This is a genomic window from Thauera propionica, assembly GCF_002245655.1.
Lineage (GTDB): Bacteria > Pseudomonadota > Gammaproteobacteria > Burkholderiales > Rhodocyclaceae > Thauera > Thauera propionica.
This window is the reverse complement of sequence record NZ_NOIH01000026.1, coordinates 62,499-78,067: the sequence shown is the minus strand read 5'-3', so window position 1 is coordinate 78,067 and position 15,569 is coordinate 62,499. Positions and strand designations below refer to the sequence as shown.

The following is a 15,569-nucleotide window of genomic DNA, read 5'->3' as shown; positions in this document are numbered from 1 at the left end:
GACTCAGCGCTGAAACGGGAACGCCACCGGCGGTTTCTCGCCCTGAATCAGCAGGGTCAGCGCCGCCGCCGAGCCGCAGGCCAGGGTCCACCCCAGGGTGCCGTGGCCGGTGTTGAGCCACAGGTTCTCGGCATGGCTGCGGCCGATGAGGGGAAGATTACTCGGCGTGGCTGGACGCAGTCCGGCCCACGGCGTCACTTGCGCCTCATCGATGGCGCCCGGGAAGTGGGCGCGAGCCCATTCGAGCAGCGGTTTGATGCGCTCGGGGCGGATGGTCGTGTCGAAGCCGGCGAGTTCAGCCGTACCCGCCACGCGCAAGCGGTCGCCAAGGCGGGAGCAGACGACGCGGCGAGATTCGTCGGTCAGGCTCACCACGGGCGCGCGTTCCGGCGCAGCAAGGGCGGCCGTGATCGAGTAGCCCTTCACCGGATAGATCGGTACGCGTTGCCCCAGCGGGCGCAACAGTTTTCCGCTGTAGCTGCCCAGGCACACGACGAAGGCGTCGGCGCTGAGCATGCCCTTGCGCCCCATTACGTCACGCACGTTAACCCCCTCGATGCGGCTGCCGCTAACTGCCAGTTGCCGGATCTCGGTGTTCCAGTGCAGCCGTACCCCCATTTCCCCCAGTCTTGCGGCGAGCGCTTCGGTGAAGCGCTGCGCGTTGCCCGACTCGTCGTCCGGTGCATACAGGCCGCCTGCGATCCCGTCCGGCCGGCCTGCGAGCGCGGGCTCCAGGGCAAGGCATTCCGGGCGTGAGCGCACTTCCACAGGAATGCCGAGCTTTCGCAGCGTCGATGCGCGCGCGGGCGCATGGGCGAATTCGCGCGCCGTATGGAACAGATGCAGGATTCCGGTCATGCGCTGTTCGTACTCGATCCCGGTTTTCTCGCGCACCGCGCGCAGCCGTTCGCCGCTGAAGAGGGCGAGCGCAGCGATCGCCTCGGTGTTGCGGCGTGTGCGCCACGGCAGGCATTCGTGCAGGAAGGACGTCGCCCAGCGCCACTGTGCCGGATCGAAGGCGGGGCGGATCTTCAGCGGCGCATCCTCGCGCCCGAGCCAGCGCAGCGCAAGCCATGGTGCAGCGGGATTGGCCCAGGGTTCCGGATGGCTGATCGAGATCTGGCCGCCGTTGGCAAAGCTCGTCTCGCGTCCGGCGCCGGGCTGGCGGTCGACGAGACTGACCTCGAGTCCCGCCTGATGCAGGAACCAGGCGGTCGTGACGCCGGTGACACCGGCGCCGAGAACCATGACGTGCATATGTCGGGGAGCGATGGATGACGGCTGTACGAGTCGGGTCCCCGAGGGAGGTTCCCGCCGTGGCCGAGGCGGGATCATAGCCCCCACAGCGCGCGGACGAAACACGCAGCGCTTTTTTTGCCGTGCGCACGGCGCGTGGAACCGGGATAATTCGCGCTGTCAGACATCACACCGCATTCACGGAGTTCTCTCATGCGTCGCGTCACCCTCACCCAGTTCCTGATCGAGCAGCAGCGCGCCGGTCGCATCACCGCCGACCTGCGCCTGCTGATCGAGGTCGTCGCCCGGGCGGTCAAGGCCATCAGCGTCAACGTGTCCAAGGGGGCGCTCGCCGGGGTGCTCGGCGAGGCCGGTACCGACAACGTGCAGGGCGAGGCACAGAAGAAGCTCGATGTGATCGCCAACGAGATCCTGCTGCAGGCCAACGAGTGGGGCGGCCACCTCGCGGCCATGGCTTCGGAGGAGGTCGAGACCGTGCACCAGATCCCCTTCGACTATCCGAAGGGCGGCTTCCTGCTGCTGTTCGATCCGCTCGATGGTTCGTCGAACATCGACGTCAATATCTCTGTCGGGACCATCTTCTCCGTATTGCGCAATCCGCCGGGGGGCGAACAGCCGACCGAGGCCAGCTTCCTGCAGCCGGGACGCGAGCAGGTGGCCGCAGGCTATGCCGTCTATGGCCCATCCACCCAGTTCGTGCTGACGGTCGGTCAGGGCGTGCATGCCTTCACCCTCGACCGCGAGATGGGCAGCTTCATCTACACGCACCCGTTCATGAGCATTCCCGAGGAAACGCGCGAGTATGCGATCAACGCGTCGAATGCACGTTTCTGGGAGAAGCCGGTGCAGCGTTACATCGACGAACTGCAACAGGGTAAGACGGGGCCGCGCGGCGTCGACTTCAACATGCGCTGGGTCGCGTCGATGGTGTCCGACGTGCATCGCATCCTGACCCGCGGTGGCATCTTCATGTATCCGCTGGACGAGAAGTGCCGCGACAAGGGCGGCAAGCTGCGCCTGATGTACGAAGCCAACCCGATGGCGATGCTGGTCGAGCAGGCCGGCGGGGCTGCTACCACCGGCCGCGAGCGCATCCTCGACGTACAGCCGCGCGAGCTCCATCAGCGCGTGCCGGTGATCCTCGGCTCCAAGGCCGAGGTCGAGCGCGTGACCGAGTATCACCGCGAGACCTGACCGCGGCAGCATGCGTCCGCGGCGCGGTCTCGCCCTCCTGCTGTTCGGTGGCGCGCTGTGTGCGCCCTTGTCGGGCGCGGCACAGCAGGCGCTCGAAGTGGGGCTGGAAGCGCCCGAGGTCGTGCGTGAGTTGCTCGAGCGCCACGTCCGCCTGCTTCGACGCAGTGACGTGACCATGCCCGACGCCGCTGCCGACCGCAGCGCGATGGCGCGCCGCGTGCGGCGTGAGGTCGGCGACCTGCTTGCCACCGAGGGCTACTTCACGCCGACGGTGCGCATCGACCGCAGCGAGGCCGGACGCTGGGTGGTCAAGGTCGAGCCCGGGCCGCGCACGACCATCGCTGAGGTGACGCTCGACTTCGACGGCGAAATCACGCGGGCGGCCGAGCAGGGCGGTGACGCGTATCTCACCCTGCTGCGGGCGCGGTGGTCGCTGCCACCGGGGGTGCCCTTCCGCCAGGGCGACTGGGATGCAGCCAAGCAGCAACTGCTCGACAGCGTGTCGGCGCGGCGCTACGCGGCGGCGCGCATCGTGGACAGCCGCGCGGAGATCGACCCGGAGCGTGCCACTGCCCGGCTCCGCGTCCGGCTCGACAGCGGGCCGGCGTTCTACCTCGGTCCACTCGAGGTCAGCGGATTGCAGGAACTGCCGGCGGATCTGGTGCAGCGATACAGCCGCCTGCGCGTCGGCGAGCCCTACGACCGCGAGGCCCTGCTGGCCTTCCAGACGGGGCTGCAGAACACACCGCATTTCGCCTCGGTCATCGTCGATGTCGAGCGCGATCCGACGCTCGCTGCAGCGGTCCCGGTGCGCGTGCAGGTCTCCGAGGCGCGTCCCAAACATCTCGCCTTCGGCGCCGGCATCTCCAGCAATACCGGCCTGCGTGCGGAGGCGAGCTATCGCGACGTGAATCTGCTGCGCCGTGGCTGGGAGTTGTCGACCGGTCTGCGTCTGGAGCAGCGCCGCCAGTCCGCCTACGCCGACGTCTTCCTGCCGCCCTCGGGCAACCATCGCGACAGCGTCGGCGCGCTCGTGGACCGCAGCGACCTCGAAGGTCTGCTGGTGCATTCGCAAGCTGTCGGTGTTGCCCGCAACACGGTACGGGGCAACATCGAGACCCAGCTTGCCCTCCGCCTTCAGCATGAGCGGCTGCGCCCCGAAGGCGGCGAGTCGCGCTCGAGCAATACGTTGACCGCGAACTGGACCTGGGTGCAGCGCGCGGTGGACGATCTGCTCGACCCGACTCGCGGCTACGTTCTCGAGTTCCAGGTGGGGGGCGGTGCAGCGATGGCGATTGCCGATCGCGACTTCGTCCGACTGTACGGGCGGGCGGTGCGCTATCAGCCGGTGGGCGAGCGCGACGTGCTGATCCTGCGTGGCGAGGCAGGCGCGACGCTGGCCGATTCGCGCGAAGGCATCCCACAGGATTTCCTGTTCCGCACGGGCGGCGCGCAATCGGTGCGCGGCTATGCCTATCAGAGCCTGGGCGTGCGCGAAGGCGAGGCGACCGTTGGCGGCCGCTATCTCGGCACGCTCAGCGCGGAGTACGTGCATTGGTTCCGCCCCCAGTGGGGTGCGGCCGTGTTCGTCGATGCCGGTGATGCGGCGGACGTACGCAAGGACCTGGACTTCCGCACCGGCTACGGTGTCGGCGCGCGCTGGCGCAGTCCGGCCGGCCCGCTGGCGGTCGATCTGGCGTGGGGGCACGATGAGCGCCGCCTGCGCCTGCATTTCGGCGTTGCCATCGCATTCTGAAGTCCGGCAGGAACGCGCGCCGGAGTGAGGTTGCGAATGACTGTGTCGCGTCAGTGCGGCTCGCGATCCAACTCCTCGGCGAGCGCCCGCAGGCGCGGCGAGATCGTGACCGGGTAGGGCTGCGCGGGCGGGTCCAGGGCACGCAGGGCGGGGGGCAGGTGCATAAGCTTGTCGGCGGCATGCTGGCGCAGTGCGTCCAGCGACTCGCGTGGCGCTACTCGACGACCGCTCCTCATCACCGGCGCCAGCAGCGACGTCGATTCCGAGGGCGACCGAATCTCATCCGCCAGGGTGATTTCGTCTTCCCGCGGCGTTCCGTGCGCATCGCGCTGGCGCCACACCTGCTTGGCATCCGGCCAGGTGGCCTTGCCTTCCGAGCGCTTGCGTCGCGGCACGCCGGCGTAGCGTTGCAGCTTGTACACCATGTCGAGGCTGGGCGCGTCGCCCGAGGTGGTCAGCATGGTACCCACGCCGAAGCCGTCAATCGGCGCGCCTGCGGCAAGCAGGGCCGCGATCCGGTACTCGTCCAGATTGCCGCTGGCGAAGAGGCGGACGTCGGTCAGGCCGCCGTCGTCGAGGATGGCGCGCACGGCCCGCGCGTGCGCGGCCAGGTCCCCGCTGTCGAGTCGCACCGCCGCCAGCCGAACGCCCCGGGCCTTGAGGGCCGGCGCCAGTTCGACGACGCGGTGCGCGGCCAACTCGGTGTCGTAGGTGTCGATCAGCAGCGTCACGTTGCCCGGCTGCGACGCGGCAAAGCGCGCGAAGGCGTCAGCCTCGCGCGCATGGGCCTCAATGTAGGAATGCGCCATGGTGCCGAACAGCGGAATGCCGAAGCGTTGTCCCGCGATCACCGTCGCCGTCCCGGCGAAACCGGCGAGATGGCTGGCGCGGGCGGCCAACAGTCCGGCCTCGCCACCGTGGGCCCGGCGCAGACCGAAGTCGACCAGCAGCCGGCCCTGTGCCGCCAGCACGCAGCGCGCGGCCTTGGAGGCGACCATGGTCGAGAAATGAATCAGGTTGATCAGCCGCGATTCGACGAACTGCGCTTCGCCGATCGGTGCCTCCACGCGCAGGATGGGCTCGTTGGCGAAGCAGGGCGTGCCTTCGCGCATCGCCCAGACGTCGCCGCTGAAGCGGAAGTCGCGCAGCGATTGCAGGAAGGCCGAGCTGAAGCGCCCGCTGTCCGCCAGCCAACCCAGTTCATCCGGGGTGAAGCGCAGGCACTCGAGATAGTCGAGGGCCTGTTCGATGCCCGCGACGAGCAGGAAGTTGCGCGCCTCGGGCAGGCGGCGCACGAACAGCTCGAACACCGCCCGGTCCTGCATGCCCTCGTCGAAGTAGGCCTGCAGCATCGTCAGCTCGTACAGGTCGGTGAGCAAGGCCTCGTGGTTCATGGCACGCGGCGCTCCAGCTGGTCGAGCGTCGTCTCACGGGCGCCGGCGGCGAGCATGTCGGCCACGGCGCGTGCGCCGTCATCCTCAGCAACATTGACTGCCCGCACGGCGTCGCGCAGCAGCACGGCGTCGAAGCCTGCGGCCAGCGCGTCGCGCACCGTTGCCTTGACGCAGTAGTCGGTGGCCAGCCCGCCGATGAAGACGCGGCGGCATCCGCGGGCATGCAACAGGTCCGCCAGTCCGGTGCGCTGAAAGCCGGAGTAGGCATCGGCTTCCGGCGTCGTGGCCTTCGACAGCACGATGGCGTCGGCCGGGATCCGCAAGCCTGGTGCAAACATCGCGCCCGGCGTTTCCGCGATGCAGTGCGGCGGCCATGGGCCGCCCGCCGCGTGAAAGGAACAATGATCGGGAGGATGCCAGTCGCGGGTGAGGATGACCGGCAGTCCCCGTTCGCGGAAGCGTTCGATGTAGCGGTTGAGCGCCGGCACGATCTCGTCGCCTTGCGGCACGCCCAGCGCACCGCCGGGCAGGAAGTCGTGCTGCACGTCGACGATGATCAGCCCATCGCCGGGTTGTAGCGGTCCCACTGCAGCGTAAGGTTCTTCCGGGCGGGTGGAGGACATCGGCGTGCTCCTTGCAGTGCCCGCGCCCTAAACAGCGACGCGGAGGACGCGCGGGGGCGTCCGGATGGCCAACGCACCCCGAAGAGGAGTATGGTTTTCACATGCGGGCCGGCATGACGTTTCCAGTGTAGTCCCTTCCTCTGGCCGGCTGAACGACATTGTTTGCGCGAGGCAAGCATGGAACGCCCTCCCGGTCGTCGCACCTGTCTTTATGACGCCGAGCAGTTGGACGCGGTTGTCGAGCGCATGGCGCTGCAGGCCGCCGCGTTGCTGCGCGGCTGCGAGCGCATCGCGGTGATTGGCCTGTTGCGCCGGGGAGCACCGCTGGCCGAGCGCATCACGACACTGATGGTCGAGCGCCACGGCATGGCCCCGCCGCTGCGGCTCGATATCAAGGTCAAGCGTTATGCGGACGACCTTGCCCTGCTGCATCCCGAGACGCAGTTGCTGGAGGACCCGGCGCATGCGGCGCTCGACCTGCAGGGGCGGAGTGTGCTGGTCGTCGACGACGTGCTCTATACCGGGCATTCGCTGCTGCGCGTGCTGGGCTATCTGTCGCGCTGGTCGCCGGCCGAGGTGCGTGTCGCGGTGCTGGCCGACCGCGGGGTGCTGCGGCTGCCGCTGCGCGCGGACATCGTCGGCCTGCGGCTTGATGTCGCGCCAACCGACGTCATCGAATGCAATGTGCCGCCCTATGAGCCGTCGTGGCGGATCGAGCTGTTGCAGCCCGAACGCGGTGCCGGCAACGAGGACTGAGGGCATGGCGGTAACCACGGAGGGAATCCGGTGATCTTTCAGGACCGACTCGACGCCGCGCGGCAACTCGCTGCGGCCCTGTCCGCCTATCGCGGCCGGAATCCGCTGGTGCTCGCGATTCCGCGTGGGGCGGTGCCGATGGGCGCGGCACTGGCGGACGCCCTGCAGGGCGAACTGGATGTGGTGCTGGTGCACAAGCTCAGTTCGCGCTGGAGTCCGGAATACGCGATCGGCGCGATCGAGGAGAGCGGCTGGTCCTTCGTCTGCGACCCCTCCGAGGAGGACGAGGCCTGGCTGAAGGCCGAGCGCGAGCGCCGGCTCGAGGGACTGCGCCAGCGCCGAGCCTTGTATTCGCCCGAGCGTCCGCCGATCGACCCGCGCGGGCGCGTGGTCATCGTCGTGGATGACGGCCTCGCCACCGGCGCGACGATGATCGCGGCGCTGCACGCCTTACGCGCGCAGGCGCCGCAGAAGCTGATCTGCGCGGTGCCGGTGGGCGCACCCGACAGCCTGAAGAAGGTCGAAGCCCATGCGGATGAAGTCGTCTGCCTTCACGCACCCTGGGATTTCCAGGCAGTCGGGCAGTTCTATGTGCATTTCGGCCAGGTCGAGGACGAGGAGGTGGTCGCCTGCCTGCGCCAACGCCGCGCGCAAGGCGCGTAGGCGCTGGAGCTCGGCGTGAACGGGCAGACCTTTGAGCACGAGGCCGACGTCGGCGTGCGGGGCTGCGGTGCGACCCTGGCCGAGGCCTTCGCCGGGGCCGCGAGCGCGATGACCGCCGTGATCTGCGACCCGGCAGCCGTCGTGCCGCGGGCACCGGTCGAGGTCGACTGCAGCGCGCCCGATGCCGAACTGCTGTTGCTGGACTGGCTCAATGCGCTGGTGTTCGAGATGGCGACGCGGCGCATGCTGTTCTCGCGCTTCGACGTGATCGTCGAAGCGGCGGCAGATGGGGTCGTCCTGCGTGCCAGGGCATGGGGCGAGGCGGTCGACGTCGCTCGCCACCAGCCGGCGGCCGAGGTGAAGGGCGCGTCCTTCTGCGAGTTGAAGGTGGAACGGCAGACCGATGGGCAATGGCTGGCCCAGTGCGTGGTCGATGTGTGAAGACAGGGCAGGCGTTCGCGGAGACCGGCGATGGATACCTCTAGACTCAAACGGCGCGGCCCCTGCGCGTGGGAACTGCCGGCGACCGGGCGCATGCGGGTGCCGGGCGTGATCTTCGCGTCGAAGGAGCTCGTGCAGGAAATGGACGACAAGGTGGCCGAGCAGGTCGCCAACGTCGCCAGCCTGCCGGGCATCGTCGATGCGTCCTATGCCATGCCCGATGCGCACTGGGGCTACGGTTTTCCGATCGGGGGCGTTGCGGCCTTCGATGCCGACGAGGGCGGGGTGGTGTCGGCCGGCGGGGTGGGCTTCGACATCTCGTGCGGCGTGCGCACCCTGCATACGGGCCTGAAGGAAGCCGACCTGCGAGCGGTGCAGAAGCCTCTGGCCGACCTGCTGTTCGCCCGCATTCCGGCCGGTGTCGGCAGCACCGGCGCGCTGCACCTGTCGGCGGCGGAGATGGACGCGATGCTGCGCGGTGGCGCACGCTGGGCGGTGAAGGCGGGCTACGGCAGCGAGGCCGACCTGACGCACATCGAGGAACACGGCTGCGTCACGGGTGCCGACCCGGCGGCTGTGTCGGACATGGCGAAGAAGCGCCAGCGTGACGAGATGGGTACGCTGGGATCGGGCAACCACTACCTGGAGGTGCAGGTGATGGACGAGGTGTTCGACGCCGTGGCGGCCAGGGCCTACGGGTTGGCGGTGGGGGACGTCGTGGTGAGCATCCACTGTGGCTCGCGCGGGCTGGGGCACCAGATCGGCACCGACTTCCTGCGCGAGATGGTGGTCGCCGCTTCTCAAGCCGGCATCGCCCTGCCGGACCGCGAACTGGCCTGCGCGCCGATCAAGTCCGCGCTCGGCCAGCGTTACCTTGGCGCGATGCGGGCCGGCATCAACTGCGCCCTGGCCAACCGCCAGATCCTGACCCATCTCGCGCGCGAGGCTTTCGCGGCGCTGCTGCCCGGCGCCCGGCTGCCCTTGCTCTACGACGTGTCGCACAACACCTGCAAGGAAGAGACGCATACTTCGGCCGACGGGCACAAACGTCGCCTGTTCGTGCATCGCAAGGGTGCCACGCGTGCCTTCGGTCCCGGCCATGCCGAGCTGCCGCCGGCGTTCGGCAAGGTGGGCCAGCCGGTGCTGATCGGCGGCAGCATGGGGACAGCGTCATGGATCCTGGCGGGCGCGGCAGGTGCGGAGGAACGCGCCTTCGGTTCCGCGTGCCACGGTGCCGGTCGTGCGATGAGTCGCAACGCGGCGCTGCGCCGCTGGCATGGCCGCGATGTGGTGGACGAACTGGCAGCGAAGGGCATCCTGATCCGCAGTCCGAGTTTTCGCGGTGTGGCCGAGGAGGCGCCGCTCGCCTACAAGGACGTCGCCGAGGTGGTGGAGGCAGCCGACCGCGCGGGGCTGGCCCGCAGGGTGGCGCGGTTGCGGCCGCTGATCTGCATCAAGGGCTGAGGCCGCTGCGGCGACGAGCTGTGCATTGCCTGCCCCGACGTGGGTTTTCGCCAATGGTCGGAGAAAGCGCGATTTGCGAGGCTGACGCCCGTAGCGAGCGCACGAAGGGGGAGCTTGGACATGCAGCGTTCCGGGATCATCCACAAGACGCCGGCCGATCTGGCCGTAGCGCCCAATCTCGCCGACCATGCGGCGACCTGCGCCGCCTTCTCGTGGGAGACGGCGCGTCAGGCGCTGGCCGGCCTGCCGGGCGGTGGGCTCAACATCGCCTACGAGGCGGTCGAGCGTCACGCGCAGGGGCCCTTGCACGATCGCACCGCTTTCCGCTTCCTGGGCGACGAATCGGTGCGCGATGTCAGCTTCGGCGAACTGGCGCGCCTGACCAGCCGCTTCGCCAACGTGTTGCGTGCGCTGGGCGTGCAGCGTGGCGAGCGGGTGTTCGTGCTCACCGGCCGCATCCCCGAACTGTACGTCGCGGTGCTCGGCGGCCTGAAGGCGGGCTGCGTCGTGTCGCCGCTGTTCTCGGCCTTCGGTCCGGAACCGATCGCCACCCGACTCAACATCGGCGAGGGCGTGGTGCTGGTGACGACCGACGGGCTGTATGCGCGCAAGGTGGCGAAGTTGCGCGATACGCTGCCCACGCTGCGCCACGTGCTCGTCGTGGACGAGGAGGGCACGACGGCCGGACTCGCCGGTACGCAGGATCTCGCCGCGCTGATGGCTCAGGCTGCGGAAGTCTTCAATACCGAGCCGACGCAGGCCGAGGACCTCGCGCTGCTGCACTTCACCAGCGGCACAACCGGCACGCCCAAGGGCGCGATGCACGTGCATCGCGCGGTGGTGACGCACTGGGCGACCGGGCGCTACGCGCTCGATCTCCACCCCGAAGACGTCTTCTGGTGCACCGCCGATCCGGGCTGGGTCACCGGCACGTCCTACGGCATCATCGCGCCGCTGCTGCATGGCGTGACCTCGATTGTCGACATGGCCGAGTTCGACGCGGAGCGCTGGTACCGCATCCTGCAGACGCAGCAGGTCACGGTTTGGTACACCGCACCGACGGCGATCCGCATGCTGATGAAGGCGGGTCCGGAACTTGTGCGCGGCTTCCGCTTCCCGCAGCTGCGCTTCGTTGCCAGCGTCGGCGAACCGCTGAACCCGGAGGCGGTGTGGTGGGGTCTGGAGGTGCTCGGCAAGCCGATCCACGACAACTGGTGGCAGACCGAGACCGGCGGCATCATGATCGCCAACCTGCCCGCGCTCGACATCAAGCCCGGCTCGATGGGCAAGCCGCTGCCCGGCGTGGAGGCCGCCATCGTGCGCCAGCGCGAGGACGGTTCGGTGGAACTGATCGATGCGCCGGACGAGGAGGGCGAGCTGGCGCTCAGGCGCGGCTGGCCGTCGATGCTGCGCGGCTACCTCAACAACCCGGAGCGCTACCGCAAGTGCTTCGCCGGCGACTGGTACCTGAGCGGCGATCTCGCGCGGCGCGATGCCGACGGCTACTACTGGTTCGTCGGTCGCAGTGACGATGTGATCAAGTCCGCCGGCCACCTGATCGGTCCGTTCGAGGTCGAGAGCGCGCTGATGGAGCACCCGGCGGTGGCCGAGGCCGGCGTCATCGGCAAGCCCGACGAGATGGTGGGCGAAGTGGTCAAGGCCTTCGTCTCGCTGAAGAAGGGCTTCGAGGCCTCCGACGCCCTGCGCCGGGAGCTGCTCGGCCATGCGCGCAAGAAGCTGGGGGCCGTCGTCGCGCCGAAGGAGATCGACTTCCTGCCGGTGCTGCCGCGCACGCGCAGCGGCAAGATCATGCGCCGGCTGCTGAAGGCGCGCGAGCTTGGGCTGCCCGAAGGCGATACCTCGACGCTGGAGGCCGGCGCATGAAGAAACGCCAGCCAACGCAGAGCCGCCCCGCAGCCGGCGAACCGCAGCGCCTGCTTGCCGACATGCTGCGCATACGCCGCATGGAGGAGAAATGTGCCGAGCTCTACGGGGCAGGCAAGATCCGCGGCTTCCTTCATCTCTACATCGGCGAGGAGGCCTGCGCCACCGGGGCGATGCATGCACTGGCCGAGGAGGACAGGGTGGTCGCCACCTATCGCGAGCACGGCCACGCGCTGCTGCGCGGCGTGCCAATGGACGCGATCATGGCCGAGATGTTCGGCAAGGCTTCGGGCTGCTCGCGCGGGCGGGGCGGCTCGATGCACCTGTTCGACGTGTCGCGCCATTTCTATGGCGGCAACGCCATCGTCGGCGGCGGGCTGCCGCTGGCCGCCGGCCTGGCGCTGGCCGACAAGCTGCAGGGCGAATCCCGCGTGACGGCCTGCTTCTTCGGCGAGGGGGCGATTGCCGAAGGCGCGTTTCACGAATCGATGAATCTTGCCGCGCTGTGGGCTTTGCCGGTGCTGTTCTGCTGCGAGAACAACCTTTATGCGATGGGCACTGCGCTGTCGCGCTCGGAGTCGCAGACCGACCTGTGCGCCAAGGCCGCGAGCTACAACATGGACAGCTTTCGCGCCGATGGCATGGATGTGCGCGCGGTGTTCGAGACTGTCAGCCGGGCGGCGAACCAGGTGCGCGAGTCGGGCAGGCCGGCCTTCGTCGAGCTGCAGACCTATCGTTTCCGCGCCCATTCGATGTTCGACCCCGAGCTGTACCGCGACAAGGCCGAGGTCGAGCAATGGAAGACGCGCGGCCCGATCCACAGTTTCTCGGCGCAGCTGAAAGCCGAAGGCTTGCTGACCGAGGATGTCTTTCTCGCGCTCGATGCGGCGGCGCAGGTTGAGGTCGATGCCGCGGTCGCCTTTGCCGAGGCCGCGCCCTGGGAGCCGGAGGCGGATCTGCTGAAGGACGTGCATGGGCCGGCGGCGGTCGCGCACGGCGGCCGGCGATGAAGGTCAGTTACCGCGAGGCGCTGCGTGAGGCCCTGCGCGAGGCACTGGCGCAGGATCCGCGTGTGTTCCTGATGGGCGAGGACGTGGGGCGCTATGGCGGCACCTACGCCGTGTCGAAGGGCCTGCTGGACGAGTTCGGGCCGGACCGCATCCGCGACACGCCCTTGTCCGAGCTCGGCTTCGTCGGTGCCGGCGTGGGCGCCGCGCTGGGCGGCATGCGGCCCATCGTCGAGGTCATGACGATCAATTTCAGCCTGCTGGCGCTGGACCAGATCGTGAACAGCGCGGCGCTGCTGCGCCACATGTCCGGCGGGCAGTGCGCGGTGCCGCTGGTGATCCGCATGGTCACCGGTGCCGGCCGCCAGCTCGCCGCGCAGCACTCGCACAGTCTGGAGAACTGGTACGCCCACATCCCCGGCATCCGCGTGCTCGCACCGGCAACGGTCGCCGATGCGCGTGGCATGCTGGCCCCGGCCCTGGCCGACCCCGACCCGGTGATCATCTTCGAGCACGCCCAGCTCTACAACCTGGAGGACGCGCTGCCGGTCGAGCGGGTCTGGCGCGCCTGCGACATCTCGCGGGCGGCCGTGCGGCGCACGGGCACGCAGGCGAGCCTGATCACCTATGGCGGCTGCCTGCCCAAGGCGATGCAGGCCGCGGACGAACTGGCCGCCACGGGCATCGATGTCGAGGTGATCGACCTGCGTGTGCTGCGCCCGCTGGACCTCGACACCATCGCTGCATCGGTGCGCAGGACGCACCGCGTGGTGGTGGTCGATGAGGGCTGGAAAACCGGCAGCCTGGCGGGCGAGATTGTCGCGCGCATCGCGGAGGATTGCCTCTACGACCTCGACGCCCCGCCGCGGCGGGTGTGCAGCGCGGAGGTGCCGATCCCCTACGCCCGTCACATGGAGGCGGCGGCGCTGCCACAGGTGGCGCAGATCGTCGCCGCGGTGAAGGAGATGCTGAATGTTTGAGTTCAAGCTGCCCTCGCTCGGTGCCGACATGGACGAAGGCAAGCTGCTGGAGTGGCACGTCAAGCCCGGCGACAAGGTGAAGAAGGGCCAGGTCGTCGCGGTGGTCGACACCTCGAAGGCCGCGGTCGATGTCGAGATCTGGCAGGATGGCACCGTGTTCGAGTTGCTGGTCGAGCCCGGCACCCGCCTGCCGGTCGGCAGCGTGATGGCGACGCTGCTCGAGGACGGCGAGTCCGCGCCTGCGCGCAAGCCGGTCACCTTGCAAGGCGCGCGAAAAGGCGAGGCCCGCCGGAAGGCGCCGCCGCCGGAAGTGGCCGCCGAGGCGGTCGGCGTACGGCAGGCGGCCGAGCTTGCGCCGCCCGGTCGCCCTCGCGTGTCGCCTGCTGCACGCAAGCGCGCGGACGAGCTGGGGCGCGATATCGCCCGCATCGCGGGTTCCGGCCCCGGAGGCGTGGTGACGCTCGCCGACGTCGAGCGTGCAGTTGTCGTTCCGACTGCGGCGGCCGCAGCCGCGACGCCTGCCGCCGCCGCCACGCGCCAGGCGGAGATGCGCCGCACCATTGCCGCGGCGATGAGCCGATCCAAACGCGAGATCCCGCATTACTACCTGTTCGAAACCATTCCGCTTGCACGTGCGAGCGAATGGCTGGCGGGCGTGAATGCCGACCGCCCGATCACCGAGCGCATCCTGATGGCCGCGTTATTGCTGAAGGCGGTCGCCATCACGCTGAAGGGTTTTCCGGCGCTCAACGGCTTCTACCGCAACGAGCGTTTCGAGCCCGCGGACGCGGTGCACGCCGGCGTCGCGATCTCGTTGCGCGGCGGCGGGCTGGTCGCGCCGGCCCTGCACGATGTCGACAGCAAGACCCTGCCGGTGCTGATGCACGAACTGTCCGATCTGGTCCGGCGTACCCGCGCCGGCTCGCTGCGCAGTTCGGAGATGAGCGATCCGACGATCACCGTCACCAATCTGGGCGAGCAGGGGGTCGAAGCGGTGATGGGCGTGATCTACCCGCCGCAGGTGGCGCTCGTGGGCTTCGGACGAGTCGCGTCCCGACCGGTCGTGGACGAGGTCAGTGGCGAACTGCGGGTGCTGCCAGCTGTTACCGCCAGCCTTGCGGCGGATCATCGCGTCTCGGACGGCCACCGCGGCGCTCTGTTTCTTGGCGCGCTGCGTGAGTTGCTGCAGCATCCCGAGGATTTCTGAAACCGACTGCGCGAGAGCGTCGCCATGAACGATACCGAACTGCTTGCCGTCCTCATCGAGACGCTGCAGTCCATCGCCCCTGAAGTCGAGGGCAGCGAATTGCGCCAGGACCGCCCCTTGCGACAGCAGGTGGATCTGGACTCGATGGACTGGCTGAACTTTCTGATCGGCCTGTCCGAGCGGCTCAAGGTGAGCATCCCCGAAGCCGACTATCGGCGTCTGGTGACGCTGGCCGACCTGGTGGCCTATCTGCAGGGCAGGATGACGTGTTGACCCGTCTTCGGGATGAGATGAGGCTTACCTGCTCGATGCACCCATGAACTTCCTCGCCCATGCCCTGCTTGCCGGTGACGACCCCGCCCTGATCGTAGGGGGCGTGGTCGGCGACTGGATCAAGGGAACGCTGCCCGGCGCCTTGCCCGCCGATCTTGCACGCGGCGTCGCGCTGCATCGCGCGATCGACGTGTTCGCCGAGACGCACCCTGCCTTCTGTCGCAGCCGCACGAGGGTCTCTGCCTCGCGGCGACGCTATGCGGGCGTCCTCGTCGACATCTTCTACGACCACCTGCTCGCACGGGACTGGACCGATCATCATGGCGCGTCGCTGGAAGGCTACTGCGCGCACGTGTACGACCACATCGGCGGCCGCCTGCACGACCTGCCGCCTTCGGCGCGACCGGCGTTGTCGATGATGGCGCGCGAAGGCTGGCTCCAGAGCTACACGAGGATCGAAGGCATTGCCGACGTCCTGGCGCGGATGTCGCGGCGGGCGCGTCAGCCCAATCCACTCGAGGCGGGCGAGCGGGAGTTCATCGCCGACGAAGCGGGCTTCGCCAGCGACTTCGGGGGCTGGCTGCCGGAGGCGCAGGCGTTTGTCCGCGACTGGTTGCGAGGGGGCGTCGGTCGTCAGCCAGCCTGACCAACGCAGTGGGTCGTGGACGCC

General features: G+C 68.9%; 15 protein-coding genes. 12 read left to right on the top strand and 3 right to left on the bottom strand.

Going from position 1 to position 15,569, the window contains the following annotated elements:
* Positions 1-3 precede the first annotated feature (3 nt).
* Complete coding sequence (locus CGK74_RS15905) at positions 4-1,257, bottom strand: D-amino acid dehydrogenase (protein ID WP_094269402.1); 1,254 nt, start codon at positions 1,255-1,257, stop codon at positions 4-6.
* A 192-nt stretch (positions 1,258-1,449) separates the two neighbouring features.
* On the opposite strand from CGK74_RS15905, the gene CGK74_RS15900 reads away from it, so the two are divergent.
* Positions 1,450-2,451, top strand: a complete 1,002-nt coding sequence (locus CGK74_RS15900; RefSeq protein ID WP_094269401.1) for a class 1 fructose-bisphosphatase — start codon at positions 1,450-1,452, stop codon at positions 2,449-2,451.
* 10 nt (positions 2,452-2,461) lie between these two features.
* The gene (locus CGK74_RS15895) at positions 2,462-4,207 is read left to right on the top strand and encodes an autotransporter assembly complex protein TamA (RefSeq protein WP_094269400.1); all 1,746 of its coding nucleotides are present in this window, start codon (positions 2,462-2,464) and stop codon (positions 4,205-4,207) included.
* Positions 4,208-4,257: 50 nt separating this feature from the next.
* Here the strand turns inward: CGK74_RS15895 and CGK74_RS15890 are convergent, their stop codons facing one another.
* Both CGK74_RS15890 and CGK74_RS15885 read right to left on the bottom strand, forming a co-directional pair.
* A complete protein-coding gene (locus tag CGK74_RS15890) occupies positions 4,258-5,601 on the bottom strand; it encodes a nicotinate phosphoribosyltransferase (protein ID WP_094269399.1) in 1,344 nt (447 codons plus the stop codon).
* Positions 5,598-6,224 (bottom strand): nicotinamidase, encoded by a 627-nt coding sequence (locus tag CGK74_RS15885; protein ID WP_094269398.1) that lies wholly within the window; start codon positions 6,222-6,224, stop codon positions 5,598-5,600. The genes CGK74_RS15890 and CGK74_RS15885 overlap by 4 nt, the downstream gene beginning before the upstream one ends.
* 177 nt (positions 6,225-6,401) lie before the next feature.
* On the opposite strand from CGK74_RS15885, the gene CGK74_RS15880 reads away from it, so the two are divergent.
* The 10 genes from CGK74_RS15880 to CGK74_RS15835 all read left to right on the top strand — a co-directional run bounded on the left by CGK74_RS15880 (position 6,402) and on the right by CGK74_RS15835 (position 15,545).
* On the top strand, positions 6,402-6,980 hold the full coding sequence (locus tag CGK74_RS15880) for a bifunctional pyr operon transcriptional regulator/uracil phosphoribosyltransferase PyrR (protein ID WP_094269397.1): 579 nt from the start codon (positions 6,402-6,404) through the stop codon (positions 6,978-6,980).
* A gap of 30 nt (positions 6,981-7,010) precedes the next feature.
* Positions 7,011-7,643 (top strand): phosphoribosyltransferase, encoded by a 633-nt coding sequence (locus tag CGK74_RS15875; RefSeq protein WP_094269396.1) that lies wholly within the window; start codon positions 7,011-7,013, stop codon positions 7,641-7,643.
* A gap of 15 nt (positions 7,644-7,658) precedes the next feature.
* Positions 7,659-8,084, top strand: a complete 426-nt coding sequence (locus CGK74_RS15870) for an archease (RefSeq protein ID WP_094269395.1) — start codon at positions 7,659-7,661, stop codon at positions 8,082-8,084.
* Positions 8,085-8,114: 30 nt separating this feature from the next.
* Complete coding sequence (locus CGK74_RS15865) at positions 8,115-9,548, top strand: RtcB family protein (RefSeq protein ID WP_094269394.1); 1,434 nt, start codon at positions 8,115-8,117, stop codon at positions 9,546-9,548.
* A 120-nt stretch (positions 9,549-9,668) separates the two neighbouring features.
* Positions 9,669-11,432, top strand: coding sequence for an acetate--CoA ligase (gene acsA, locus CGK74_RS15860; protein WP_094269393.1), 1,764 nt, complete (start codon positions 9,669-9,671; stop codon positions 11,430-11,432).
* Positions 11,429-12,442 carry a pyruvate dehydrogenase (acetyl-transferring) E1 component subunit alpha gene (gene pdhA / locus CGK74_RS15855; RefSeq protein ID WP_094269392.1) on the top strand — a complete coding sequence of 338 codons (1,014 nt, stop codon included), beginning with the start codon at positions 11,429-11,431 and terminating at the stop codon, positions 12,440-12,442. The genes acsA and pdhA overlap by 4 nt, the downstream gene beginning before the upstream one ends.
* Positions 12,439-13,419 carry an alpha-ketoacid dehydrogenase subunit beta gene (locus CGK74_RS15850; protein ID WP_094269391.1) on the top strand — a complete coding sequence of 327 codons (981 nt, stop codon included), beginning with the start codon at positions 12,439-12,441 and terminating at the stop codon, positions 13,417-13,419. The genes pdhA and CGK74_RS15850 overlap by 4 nt, the downstream gene beginning before the upstream one ends.
* Positions 13,412-14,626: a dihydrolipoamide acetyltransferase family protein gene (locus CGK74_RS15845; protein ID WP_094269390.1), complete on the top strand. Its 1,215-nt coding sequence runs from the start codon at positions 13,412-13,414 to the stop codon at positions 14,624-14,626. The genes CGK74_RS15850 and CGK74_RS15845 overlap by 8 nt, the downstream gene beginning before the upstream one ends.
* Before the next feature lie 24 nt (positions 14,627-14,650).
* Positions 14,651-14,899, top strand: coding sequence for an acyl carrier protein (locus CGK74_RS15840; protein WP_094269389.1), 249 nt, complete (start codon positions 14,651-14,653; stop codon positions 14,897-14,899).
* Between the two features lie 43 nt (positions 14,900-14,942).
* Entirely contained in the window at positions 14,943-15,545 is a 603-nt protein-coding gene (locus tag CGK74_RS15835) for an acyl carrier protein phosphodiesterase (RefSeq protein ID WP_094269388.1), read from the top strand.
* Positions 15,546-15,569: the final 24 nt, after the last annotated feature.

Coding starts and splice junctions, on each gene's coding strand:
- CGK74_RS15835 (WP_094269388.1), top strand. CDS start 14,943: ATGAACTTCCTCGCCCATGCCCTGCTTGCCGGTGACGACCCCGCCCTG.
- CGK74_RS15850 (WP_094269391.1), top strand. CDS start 12,439: ATGAAGGTCAGTTACCGCGAGGCGCTGCGTGAGGCCCTGCGCGAGGCA.
- CGK74_RS15840 (WP_094269389.1), top strand. CDS start 14,651: ATGAACGATACCGAACTGCTTGCCGTCCTCATCGAGACGCTGCAGTCC.
- CGK74_RS15845 (WP_094269390.1), top strand. CDS start 13,412: ATGTTTGAGTTCAAGCTGCCCTCGCTCGGTGCCGACATGGACGAAGGC.
- CGK74_RS15905 (WP_094269402.1), bottom strand. CDS start 1,257: ATGCACGTCATGGTTCTCGGCGCCGGTGTCACCGGCGTCACGACCGCC.
- acsA (WP_094269393.1), top strand. CDS start 9,669: ATGCAGCGTTCCGGGATCATCCACAAGACGCCGGCCGATCTGGCCGTA.
- CGK74_RS15880 (WP_094269397.1), top strand. CDS start 6,402: ATGGAACGCCCTCCCGGTCGTCGCACCTGTCTTTATGACGCCGAGCAG.
- CGK74_RS15885 (WP_094269398.1), bottom strand. CDS start 6,224: ATGTCCTCCACCCGCCCGGAAGAACCTTACGCTGCAGTGGGACCGCTA.
- CGK74_RS15900 (WP_094269401.1), top strand. CDS start 1,450: ATGCGTCGCGTCACCCTCACCCAGTTCCTGATCGAGCAGCAGCGCGCC.
- CGK74_RS15890 (WP_094269399.1), bottom strand. CDS start 5,601: ATGAACCACGAGGCCTTGCTCACCGACCTGTACGAGCTGACGATGCTG.
- CGK74_RS15865 (WP_094269394.1), top strand. CDS start 8,115: ATGGATACCTCTAGACTCAAACGGCGCGGCCCCTGCGCGTGGGAACTG.
- CGK74_RS15895 (WP_094269400.1), top strand. CDS start 2,462: ATGCGTCCGCGGCGCGGTCTCGCCCTCCTGCTGTTCGGTGGCGCGCTG.
- pdhA (WP_094269392.1), top strand. CDS start 11,429: ATGAAGAAACGCCAGCCAACGCAGAGCCGCCCCGCAGCCGGCGAACCG.